At 71.0% G+C, this 9644-nt stretch carries 10 protein-coding genes and 2 pseudogenes; 7 read left to right on the top strand and 5 right to left on the bottom strand.

What is annotated here, in order from left to right; genetic code table 11:
• Positions 1 to 232: pseudogene (locus ACTS11_RS18065) on the bottom strand (sugar ABC transporter substrate-binding protein); the annotation flags it as partial.
• Positions 233 to 491: 259 nt separating this feature from the next.
• Here ACTS11_RS18065 and ACTS11_RS18060 point away from each other — a divergent pair.
• Positions 492 to 1526, top strand: a complete 1035-nt coding sequence (locus ACTS11_RS18060) for a LacI family transcriptional regulator (protein ID WP_442641682.1) — start codon at positions 492 to 494, stop codon at positions 1524 to 1526.
• Positions 1527 to 1528: 2 nt separating this feature from the next.
• Here the strand turns inward: ACTS11_RS18060 and ACTS11_RS18055 are convergent, their stop codons facing one another.
• Genes ACTS11_RS18055 through ACTS11_RS18040 form a run of 4 tightly spaced genes read right to left on the bottom strand, consistent with a single transcriptional unit; the run spans position 1529 to position 6383 of the window.
• Positions 1529 to 3049, bottom strand: coding sequence for an aldehyde dehydrogenase family protein (locus ACTS11_RS18055; RefSeq protein WP_442641681.1), 1521 nt, complete (start codon positions 3047 to 3049; stop codon positions 1529 to 1531).
• Positions 3049 to 3816: an enoyl-CoA hydratase/isomerase family protein gene (locus ACTS11_RS18050; protein ID WP_442641680.1), complete on the bottom strand. Its 768-nt coding sequence runs from the start codon at positions 3814 to 3816 to the stop codon at positions 3049 to 3051. The genes ACTS11_RS18055 and ACTS11_RS18050 overlap by 1 nt, the downstream gene beginning before the upstream one ends.
• Positions 3813 to 5384, bottom strand: a complete 1572-nt coding sequence (locus tag ACTS11_RS18045; RefSeq protein WP_442641679.1) for an acyl CoA:acetate/3-ketoacid CoA transferase — start codon at positions 5382 to 5384, stop codon at positions 3813 to 3815. Before ACTS11_RS18045 ends, ACTS11_RS18050 begins: the two co-directional genes overlap by 4 nt.
• A 3-nt stretch (positions 5385 to 5387) precedes the next feature.
• Positions 5388 to 6383: a Gfo/Idh/MocA family protein gene (locus tag ACTS11_RS18040; RefSeq protein ID WP_442641678.1), complete on the bottom strand. Its 996-nt coding sequence runs from the start codon at positions 6381 to 6383 to the stop codon at positions 5388 to 5390.
• A gap of 182 nt (positions 6384 to 6565) precedes the next feature.
• Between ACTS11_RS18040 and ACTS11_RS18035 the strand changes: the two genes are divergently transcribed.
• From ACTS11_RS18035 to ACTS11_RS18010, 6 genes and pseudogenes are all read left to right on the top strand, one after another.
• Positions 6566 to 6976: a hypothetical protein gene (locus ACTS11_RS18035; protein WP_442641677.1), complete on the top strand. Its 411-nt coding sequence runs from the start codon at positions 6566 to 6568 to the stop codon at positions 6974 to 6976.
• Positions 6977 to 6979: 3 nt separating this feature from the next.
• Positions 6980 to 7615 carry a MotA/TolQ/ExbB proton channel family protein gene (locus ACTS11_RS18030; protein ID WP_442641676.1) on the top strand — a complete coding sequence of 212 codons (636 nt, stop codon included), beginning with the start codon at positions 6980 to 6982 and terminating at the stop codon, positions 7613 to 7615.
• On the top strand, positions 7605 to 7994 hold the full coding sequence (locus tag ACTS11_RS18025; protein ID WP_442641675.1) for a biopolymer transporter ExbD: 390 nt from the start codon (positions 7605 to 7607) through the stop codon (positions 7992 to 7994). The genes ACTS11_RS18030 and ACTS11_RS18025 overlap by 11 nt, the downstream gene beginning before the upstream one ends.
• Before the next feature lie 74 nt (positions 7995 to 8068).
• Entirely contained in the window at positions 8069 to 8407 is a 339-nt protein-coding gene (locus tag ACTS11_RS18020; RefSeq protein WP_442641674.1) for an ExbD/TolR family protein, read from the top strand.
• A complete protein-coding gene (locus ACTS11_RS18015; protein ID WP_442641673.1) occupies positions 8404 to 9345 on the top strand; it encodes a TonB family protein in 942 nt (313 codons plus the stop codon). Before ACTS11_RS18020 ends, ACTS11_RS18015 begins: the two co-directional genes overlap by 4 nt.
• Positions 9346 to 9433: 88 nt before the next feature.
• Positions 9434 to 9644 (top strand): annotated as a pseudogene (locus ACTS11_RS18010) (MBL fold metallo-hydrolase); the annotation flags it as partial.

The raw sequence follows: 9644 nt of genomic DNA, 5'->3' as shown, positions 1-9644 counted from the left end.
GCACGGCGGCCGCCGGGTCGCCCGCGGTCACGCGCGCGCGCAGAACGGTCATGGCGTCCGAGCCGCCGCCGCCCGCGACGGGCATGTCGGTCCAGGCGACGCCCTGGCCCTCGAGGTCCTGCTTGAGGACGTTGAGCGCCGCGGCCTCGCCGCCCGAGGTCCACCAGTGCAGCACCTCGACGCCCTGCGCTGCGGCCACCGAGGTGGACAGCGCCAGGACGGCTGCACTCATCTGAAGTCTTCTGGTCATGGTCATTTCGGTCCTCCCTTTCGACCAGGTTTCGTCTTGGTCTTGCTTAGTGAAACGTTATAAATCTGCGCGAAGTCAACCCTCAATTGTTGCGTCTACAACGTAGTGAATTTCTGACGCCGTTGTAAACCTTGGCGTTTTCTGCACCGCAGCGACGCGGTCGCAGCAAGGAACGGGTATTGAAACGTTTGAAATTCCCGGCATGATGGTCGCCGATGCAATCAAGGGGCGAGCAGCCTGGATGCCGCGCGAGACAGACACCGGACCGGCCCTCGCCACGGGCGAGAAGCCCACGCTGCGCACGGTCGCGCAGGCGACGGGGTTCTCCGTGGCCACGGTCTCCCGCGCGCTCGCCGACGATCCGCGAATCGCGGCGAGCACGCGGGCCACGGTGGCCGCTGCCGCGACACGGCTGGGTTACGTTCCGGACCGCGCCGCGCGCAGGCTGCGGACGGGCCGCACGCAGGTCATCACGCTGCTCCTGAACACCGAGCACGAGTTTCTCGGCTTCACCCACGAGTTCCTCGCAGGCATCACCGAGACGCTTCGCGGCACAGGCTATTCGGTCACGGTGGTGCCGGACGACCCCGGCGAGGACCGCCTCGCGCCGGTGCGCACGATCCTGCGCAACAACCTCGCCGACGGGCTCCTGTTCACGCGGACGGAATGCTTCGACCCCCGCGTGCGGATGCTGCTCGAGGCGGATTTCCCCTTCGTCAGCCACGGCCGGACGGAGTTCACGACGCCCCACCCCTTCGTCGATTTCGACAACGAGGCCTTCGCGCGGCAGGCCGTGGCCCGGCTGGTCGGCAAGGGGCGGCGGCGCCTCAGCATGATCCTGCCCGACGAGCGCTTCACCTTCGCCCAGCACCTGCGCTACGGCTTCGTTTCCGCCGCGCGCGAGGCCTGCGTCGGCCACGAGACGGTTCCCGGGATAAACCTCGATTCGGACCGGAGCCACATCGCGGCGGCACTCGCCGATCTTCTGCGCGGTCGGGACGCGCCGGACGGCTTCGTCTGCGTCGGCGAGGTCACGGCGCTGGTCACCATGGCGGCGCTGACGGATGCGGGGCTGGTGCCGGGTATAGACGCCGATATCGTGGCCAAGCGCGCTTCTCCGATCTTCGACAACATCCGCCCGCGGATCGACACGGTCTTCGAGGACCTCCGCGCGACCGGCCGCGCCATGGCCGAGATGCTGCTCCGCCGGATCGCGGGCGAGCCGCCGGATCGGCTGAACGTGCTCTTCAAGCCCGGCGAGGTGACGGGCGCCTGACATCATGCCACCCAACGTGCGCGTGTGGCGCCGATGCGCATCTGCACCGTCTTGACCTCGAGGTATTCCTCGAGCCCGTAGCGCCCGAGTTCGCGCCCCTGCCCCGATTGCTTGACCCCGCCGAAGGGCAGCTCGGAAAAACCGTCCATCCAGGTGTTCGTCCAGACGGTGCCCGCCTGGACCCTCCGCGCGAAGTCGAGGCAGGTCGAGACATCCCGGCTCCAGACCCCGGCCGAGAGGCCGTAGCTGGCCGAATTCGCCAGCGCGATGGCCTCGTCGGTGTCGCGGAAGGTGAGGACCGAGAGCACGGGGCCGAAGACCTCCTCGGTCGCGATGGGCATGGCGGGGGTGACGTCTGTGACGATGGTGGGCTGGTAGAACTGGCCCGACAGTCCCCCGGGCGACAGCGCGGCACCGCCGAGGGCCACGCCCGCGCCCGCCGCCTGCGCGTCCCTGACGTAGCCGTCGATCTTGGCGAGGTGCTCGGGCGAGATGATCGCGCCGACCTGCGTGCGCGGGTCGAGCGGGTCGCCGAACGGCACCTTCTGCGACAACGCCACGACCCTGGCGACCAGCGCCTCGGCCACGTCATCGTGGACGATCACGCGGCTGCCGGAGTTGCAGCATTCCCCGGCGTTGAAATGGACGCCGAAGGTGATCGCGTCGGCGGCCTCGTCGAGGTCCGCGTCGGGAAAGACCACCTGCGGGTTCTTTCCGCCGAGCTCGAGGCTGACCTTCTTCAGCGTCCCGCTCGCCGCGGCCACGATACGCTTGCCCACGGCGGTGGAGCCGGTGAAGGACACCATGTCGACGTCCGTGTGCGTGGACAGCGCGGCGCCCACCGGATCGCCGTAGCCGAGAACGATGTTGACGACACCGGCGGGCAGCCCCGCTTCTTGTAGAAGTTCTCCGAGGATCACCGTCGAAGACGGCGTGAGTTCGGACGGCTTCACCACCGCAGTGCAGCCGGCGGCGAGCGCGAAGGGCAGTTTCTGGCTGACGATCAGGAAGGGGAAGTTCCAGGGGCAGATGATGCCCGCGACGCCGATGGGTTCCTTCAGGACGAGGCCCAGCATGTCGGGGCCGAGCGTGTTGTGGCTGTCGCCGTGCATCGTGCGCGCGAGCGCGGCGGCATAGCGCCAGAGGTCGGCCGCACCCGCGATCTCGCCCTTCGCCTGCGTGATCGGCTTGCCCGATTCCAGCGTCTCGATCAACGCGACGCGGTCGATCTCGCGCTCGATGAGGTCGGCGACCCCGAGGAGGAGCGCCGCGCGATCCTTGCCCGACGCACGCGACCATGTCCCCGCGTCGAAGGTTGCCCGTGCTGCGGCGATGGCGGCCTCCACGTCGGGCTGGCCGCCCTTCGCGGCGATGCTGACCGGAACGCCGTGGGCGGGGGAACGCCGCTCGGAGACCGCGCCGTCCACGCTGTCGCGCCAGGCGCCGCCGATCAGGTGGCGCGCGCGGAAAGGCTCGGCCGGCAGCGCCGCGCCGCTCGAAGGGATGAGGGTCAGTCCGGTCATCAGCGTCCCCCGAACTCGGGCTTGCGTTTTTCCGAGAAGGCGGCGACGCCCTCGGCCTTGTCCTCGGTGGCGGCGATCATGCCGCCGCCCAGCGCCTCGATCATGGCGGCGCGATCCTCGCCCAACGCGGCGTGGATCTGGTACTTCGCCACCTCGTGCGCACGGGGCGCGGCCTTCAGGAGGCCCTCGGCCATGTCGCGGGCCACGGCCAGCGGGTCCTCCGCCACCTCGGCCACGAAACCCAGCGCATGGGCGCGCTCGGCGCCAAGCCTCCGCCCGAAGAGCGCCATTTCCTTCAGCACGGCCTCCGGCAGCAGCCGCGCGAGGCGCTGCGTCCCCGACCAGCCCGGCACGATGCCCACCTGCGCCTCCGGCAGCGCGAGCGTCGCCCTGGGCGCCATCACGCGGATGTCGCAGGCGGTAGCGAGCTCGAGCCCGCCGCCGAAGGCGTGGCCCTGGATCGCGGCGATCGTCGGCTTCGACAGACGCGCCAGCCGGTCGAAGACGCGGTGCCCGAGCCGCACCCAGTGGCGCGCGAAATCGGTCGGCGACAGCGCGCCCCAGCCGATGATGTCGGCCCCGGCGCAGAACGCGCGTTCGCCCTCGGCCGAGAGGATCACGCCGCGGATCGCGAGGTCGTTCTCGATGGTGTCGCAGTGCGCCTCGAGCTCGCGCAGCATCTCGGGCGTGAAGGCGTTGAGCTTGGACGGATTGTTCAGGTGGAGCCGCGCGAACGGTCCCTCGATGTGCAGATCGACACGGCTCATGGCGTCAGCCCCATCGGTGCGTCGCGCAGGAGCGTCGCCGGCATGAGAGTGGCGTTCTCCGAGACCGAGACGCGCCCCTCGCTCGCCGCCACGATGTCGCGCTCGGGCTCGATGCCCGGCATGATCTCGGTGGCGACCAAGCCGTCCTCGGTCAGCCGCATGACGCAGCGCTCGGTCACGTAGAGCACGTCCTGCCCGGTGCGCAGCGCGCGCTGCCCGGCGAAGGTCACGTGCTCCGCCGCCGGGACCATCTTGGTGAACTTGCCGGGCTTCGCGATCCGGAGCGCGTCGTCCGTCAGGTCGATCTCGGCGCCCGCCTCGAAGAAGCCCGAGAAGACGATCTTCCTGGCGTGCGCGGTGATGTCCACGAAGCCGCCGCAGCCAGCCGTCAGGTAGGGCTTCTTGCCGAGCTTGGAGACGTTGACGTTCCCCTCCACGTCCACCTCGAGGAAGGAGAGGAAGGTCACGTCGAACCCGCCGCCCTGAAAGTAGGTGAACTGGTTCGGCGAGGGCACGAAGGCATCCGCGTTGGAGGCGCAGCCGAAGGCGAAGCCGGTCAGCGGCATGCCCCCCACCGCGCCCTGCTCGATGGCCCAGGTGACGGCGCGGGCATGGCCTTCTTCCAGAAGAATGCGCGGCACCATGGCCGAGATGCCGAAGCCGAGGTTCGCGGTCATGCCGCGCCCGAGCTCCATCGCAGCGCGGCGAGCGATGACCTTCTCCACGCCGTGCTCGGCCAGCGTGAAGCTGTCCCAGGGCCGCATGATCTCGCCCGAGATGGCGGGGTCGTAATCCGTCCCGGTCGTCTGCTTCTGGTCCGGCGCGACCACGATCAGATCGACCAGATGGCCCGGCACATGCACGTCATGCGGCCTGAGCGAGCCCGCTGCCGTCATGCGCTTGACCTGCGCGATGACGAGGCCGCCGTGGTTGCGCACGGCGATGGCCTGGTCGAGCGCACCCAGATAGGCGCCCTCGTGCTCGTAGGTCAGGTTCCCCGTCTCGTCCGCCGTGGTCGCGCGGATGATCGCGACATCCGGCACGATGTTGGGGAAGTGGAGCCAGGTGTCCCCGCCGAACTCCACGCGCGAGACGATGGGCCGGGCGGCGGCGCGCGCGTTCATCGCACAGCCCTCGCGGATCGGGTCCACGAAGGTCTCGAGCCCCACCTTCGTCAGCACGCCGGGCCGCCGCGCGGCGACGTCCCGGTGCATGTCGAACATGATGCCGGAAGGCACGTTGTAGGCGGCGACGCGGTCCTCCGTCACCATGCGCCAGATCTCGGGCATCGGCAGCGACGAGGGGCCTGAGGGGTAGGAGCCCGCGATGATGACGGAGAGAAGCCCGTCCTTCGCGATATGGTCCACGCCCTTCACGCCGTACATGTCGCCCGCCGCGATGGGGTGGAGCGTCGTGAGGTTCCGGGGATGCCCTTCCGCGTCGAAGCGCGCGCCGATGGCGGCGAGCATCGCGTCGGGGCAGCCGAGCGCGGAGGAGGAGGAGACGGTGATGACCGCCCCGTCCGCGATGCGGGCAGCGGCCTCGGACAGGCTCACGTGCTTGCCCATGGCTCAGATCCCTCCGTAGTCGACTGCGGTGCGCTGGCCGGTCCGGGCGGCCTCGGCCACCGCAGCGGCGACGGCGAGGGACTTGACCCCGTCGACGCCATCCGCGGCGGGACGCCCCTTGCCCGCACAGGCCTCGACGAACAGGCCGATGGAGCGGATGTAGAGGTTGTGGTCGGAGAAGCCGATCGCCTCCTCTCCCGCCTCGGTCGTGAGGATCACCTCGCCCACGGGTCGCTGGGTCATCACGCCACGCGCGCGGATCGAGCCCTTCGTGCCGTGGATCTCGAGCCCCGTTCCCGCGAAGCGGTGTGTGAAGGCCTCGTGCGCCATCACGGTCGCGCCGGACGGCATCTGCCAGACCGACATGACGCCGTCCTCGACGCCCTGCCCCATGCCGGAGGTCGTCTGCATCGCGACGACCTCGGCCGGGTCCTCGCCGAGGTGGAAGCGCACGGTGTCGGCATCGTGGACAACGATGTCGGGGATCACGCCGCCGCCCGCCGCGGGGTTGTCGATGCGCCAGCCCTGGAGGTGCGGCGGCAGGTAGACGGCATGCATCACGCGCGCGGACAGCACGTCGCCGATCCGGCCCGAGGCGATCAGGTCTCGGATCGCGATGTGGCTGCCCGCGTTCCGGAGATGGTGATTCGTCCCGAAGGCGAGCCCCGCATCGGCCGCCGCACGCACCATCGTGACGGCGTCGGCCACGTTCATGGCGAGCGGCTTCTCGCAGAGCACGTGCTTGCCCGCCGCGATGGCTGCCATGGCCTGCGCGAAGTGCTTCTCGTTGGTCGTGGAGATGTAAACGGCGTCGATGTCGCCCGCGAGAAGCGCGTCGAGGTCGGAATGGCCCTCCGGGATGCCGTGCTCGTCGGCATAGGTGCGGGCACGCTCGGGCGAAGCGCTGAGGACCGAGACGATCTCGCCCCCGTTGGCGCGGATCGCGGCCATCATGTGCGCGGCCGCGATGTTGCTCGCCCCGATCAGTCCCCAGCGCATGGTGCCTCCCTCACGTTCTGGATCGTTCCAATTCTTCTGGATCGATCCAGAACCGAAGTCAAGTGGGCGCGGATCGCCCGGCGCATGCCGCATTCCGCCGCCCCCTCGCCCGCACGGGTTGCATAGTTGCGCCGGTTCGTGGAGCAAGGGACCGCTCGAGGGCCGACGCCGGAGGGAACACGATGCGCCTGACCGCCAGTCTCTGCACACTTCTCGCCGCGCTTTGGACCGCGGCGGCGCAGGCGCAGTCCGCGCCGGACGGCCTGTCGCTCGAGCTCAACCGGATCGACCAGATCGAGGGCGCCTGCCGTCTGACCTTTCTCGCCGAGAACGGCCTGGGGGCGGATGTCGAGGCGCTGACGCTCGAGACGGTGCTCATCGACAGGGAGGGGGTGGTCGAGCGGCTGACCCTCTTCGAATTCGGCGCACTCCCCGATGGCGTTCCGCGCGTGCGGCAGTTCGACGTGGCGGGGCTGTCCTGCGAGGCGCTCGGCCGCGTCCTCGTCAACGGCGTCTCGGACTGCGTCGGCCCCGCCTCCTGCGGCGAGGCCCTCGGCCTGACCAGCCGCGTCGACGTGGAGCTTCTGGGCTAGGCCATGCAGGACCGCCTCCTCTCGCTTCTCGACCTCGGCGGTCCGGTGGTGGCGCTGCTGCTGCTGCTGTCGATCCTCGCGCTCAGCGTATTCATCTACAAGATCATCCAGTTCCGCGGCTCCGGCGTCGGGCGCCACGGCGAGATCGAGGCCGCCATCAGGGCCTTCGATGCGGGGAACGCCGCCGCCGCCGCCGCGTCCCTCGGAAAAAGCCCGAACCACCTCGCACCGTTGTTCCTGAAGGCCCTGCGCGCCGGCGAGGGCGGACGCGCGCGGCTGCTGGCCGAGGGGGAGGCGGCGCTGGCGCGGGTCGAGGGCGGTTTCCGGCTGCTCGACAGCATCGCGCAGATCGCGCCGCTTCTCGGCCTCTTCGGCACCGTGCTCGGCATGATCGACGCTTTCCAGGCGTTGCAGGAGGCGGGCCAGTCCGTCGATCCCTCGGCGCTCGCGGGCGGCATCTGGGTCGCGCTCCTGACCACGGCGGGCGGCCTCGCCATCGCCATGCCGACATCGCTCGCGCTGACCTGGCTCGAGAGCAGGTCGGCCGCCGACAGGCTGATGGCGGACCTCGCCATCGAGGCCTTCTTCGAGCGCCCGGAGGGGAGCGCCCGCCCGATGGACCTCGCCGATGCGTCGTGACCGGGGCAGCTTGCGGCGGCGGTCGCTCGCGCTGACGTCGCTGATCGACGTCATCTTCATCCTGCTCCTGTTCTTCCTTCTGAGCTCGACCTTCACCCGCTACGGCGAACTCGTCCTCGCGCCGGGCGCCTCCGCCGCGACGGCGATGGAGGGGGCGCCGCCGGTCGTCCTGCGGCTGGGGGCGGAGGCCGCGACGGTGAACGGCACGCCGCACCCGGTGGAGGGTCTTCCCGAGGCACTCGCCCCGTTCCGACCCGACGACGGCGGCGCGGTGCCCGTTTTCGTGACCCTCGGTCCCGGGGTCTCGTCGCAGCGGCTCGTCGACCTCCTCGCGCTGCTGCGGCCATTGGGCTGGCTCTCGGTCACGGTGCTGGAATGATGCGGGCTGTCCCCCTTGACAGGCGCCTCTCCCAGCCGAAGGGACGGCGGCGGGCCGAGCCGCTCATCGCGCTGATGAACGTCGTGTTCCTGCTGCTCATCTTCCTGCTCGTGGCCGGGACCGTCGCCCGACCGCTGCCCGGCGATCTCACGCTGATCGAGGCCGAAGCGCTCGACGCCGCCCCGCCGCCCGATGCCGCGGTGATCCTTGCGGATGGCACGCTCGTTTTCGGGGGCACCGAAGGCACGCCGGAGGACTACGTGCAGGAGCGCCTTGCGACGCATCCGGGAGAAGCCCTCCGCATCGTGCCGGACCGCGACCTTCCCGCCGCCCGTCTCGTCGGAATCGTCGCCCGCCTGAGGGAAGCGGGCGCGACCGAGGTGCGCATCGTCACGGAAAGGGCCTTGCGATGAGCGTGCGCGGGGCATGGCTCGGCGCGGTGGCGGCGTCGCTGGCGGTCCACGGGGCGCTGATCGCGGGCCTCGCCCCCGGCCTGTCGGAGGGCGGCGCGCCGGAGGGCCCCGCCCGGATCGCGGTCGCGGGGCAGAGCTTCGAGGCCCATGCCGCGCGCATTCCCGCCGCCACTGCGCCGGAGGCGAGCGCCGCGGCGGCGCCACCGGTCGAGAGGGTGGCGGCTTCGGCTCCGCCGCCCGTGACCGCGGCAAGCGCGACCTCGGCCACGCGCGCGGTTGCCGCCACGTCCGCCAATGCCGCGACCCCTGCCGCGCGTCCGGTCGCCGCCGCGGACCCGGGTTCCGCCGTGAGGGGCGTCTCCGCCGTGCAGGCCGATGTTTCGACGGCGGCGGTGGCCACTGCGACGCCGCCTGTCGCCACCACCGAGCAGGTGCGCGGATCGGACGCCACGGGGTCGGACGCCGCTCCGGTCCTCAGCCCGCGTCCGCCGCAGCGCCCGCGTATCGCGATGCCGGACATGGCCCGGACCGCGACGGCCGAGGCCCCATCCCGTCCCGCCGCAGGAGCACCGGGATCGACGTCCCCGGCCCCCGCACAGACCCCCGCACCGGTCCCCGCTCAGGCCGCCGCGGCCCCGCGCCCGGCGCCACCCGCAGCCGAGCCGGGCGATGGCGGGCGCGAAGCCGCGCGCTACCCCGAGCGGGTGAACCGCCACCTCGGCCGCCTGCCCCGCCCCCCCGGCGGCGTCCGGGGCGAGGCGGTGATCGGCTTCACCATCGCCCCCGGCGGAGGCTTGTCGGCCATCGGGGTCGTCCGCTCCTCGGGCGATGCCGCCTTCGACCGTCTCGCCGTCTCGCACGTCCAGGGCGCGGCGCCCTTCCCCCCGCCGCCCGAGGGCGCACAGAGGCAATTCGCCGTGACGGTCCGCGGGCGCTGAGGGCTGTTCCAATCCTTTGCCGCGCGTCATATCGTGAAATGTGAATATGACGGGGCCGCCGCGCGCGGCCGACAGGGAGGACGAACCAATGCCGATCATCACCCGACGCACCTGCCTCGCCATGACGGCGTCGGCCGCGCTCCTGCCGAGAACCGCCTTCGCGGCCGAGCGGCTCGCACTGGGCGAGGCCGAGCTCGTCACGCTGAGCGACGGGAACCTCGTGCTTCCGGCGGATTTCATCTTCGGTCCCGCGCCACAGGGCGAACTGGTGGAGGTGGCGGCGGCCTTCGGGATCGACC

The organism is Roseicyclus sp. (assembly GCF_052168335.1).
Lineage (GTDB): Bacteria > Pseudomonadota > Alphaproteobacteria > Rhodobacterales > Rhodobacteraceae > Roseibacterium.
Note: the sequence above shows the minus strand (reverse complement) of the source record. Positions and strands in the feature narration are given on the sequence as shown.